Annotated in this window: 1 protein-coding gene; it reads left to right on the top strand. The window is 76.9% G+C overall.

Annotation, left to right across the window (positions count from 1 at the left end; translation table 11 throughout):
* Positions 1 to 159: 159 nt before the first annotated feature.
* Positions 160 to 837, top strand: a 678-nt coding sequence (locus tag E4099_RS32500) for a DUF6542 domain-containing protein (protein ID WP_209446831.1), incomplete at its 3' end; no start/stop codon positions are given.

Genomic DNA, 837 nt, shown 5'->3' with positions numbered 1-837 from the left:
GGGGCGGGCGGCGGGAGCGGGAAGCGGCCGGGGTGCGCGAGTCCTCGGTTCCGCCGCGATCCCCTTCCGGGCGCGGATTCCCCGTACGCGCCCGCCAAGGTGGCCCAAACAGCGTGTCCATCGCCCGGATACTCCCTCCGGGCGGCCTACGTTGGGGGGGTGGAGCATCACAGTACGCGTACCCCCCACCGCGCCGCCGCGCCCTCGCCCCGGCCCGCGGCGGACGACGCGTCCGGGCAGGGCGGCGGGTCCAAGCGGCGCGGCGCCGTCCGCCGGACGCCGGGCCGGCACTCGCCCGCCCTGTCCTCGCTGGTGGCAGCCCTGCGGCGGCTGCCGAGCCCTCGGCTGACCGGCTTCGGGGTGGCCCTGCTGGCCGCGCTGTCGATGGTGGCGGTGGGCTGTCTGGTCGCCCTGCTGCTGTCCGGCTCGCCCGCCGTCTACGGCGTGTGCTTCGTACTGGTCTCCGCCGCCTGCGGGCTGTGGGTGCGGCCGGCGGATCTGCTGCTGGCCCCGACCGTGGTGCCGATCGCCTTCGTCCTGGGCCTGCTGCCAATCAACGACAGCGAGGACGGGGCGGGCGCCCAGGCAATAGCGGTGTTCACCTCGCTGTCCCTGCACGCCGCCTGGCTGTACGCGGGCACGCTGGTGACCGGGCTGATCGTGGTGGTGCGCCGGGCCGTGCTGGTCAGCCGTCGTCGGCAGCGGCGTCCGGAGCGGAGTCGGGGGCCGCGCCCGGGCCAGGCCCAGAGGGCGTCGCGGGGTGACGGTCGGGAGCGGGAGAAGAGTCAGGGGCGGAGGCCGAGGCCGGGCCAGGCGCCGGGGCAGGGCCCTCGACCG

Origin of the sequence: Streptomyces palmae (assembly GCF_004684805.1) — a bacterium.
GTDB lineage: Bacteria > Actinomycetota > Actinomycetes > Streptomycetales > Streptomycetaceae > Streptomyces > Streptomyces palmae.
Note: the sequence above shows the minus strand (reverse complement) of the source record. Positions and strands in the feature narration are given on the sequence as shown.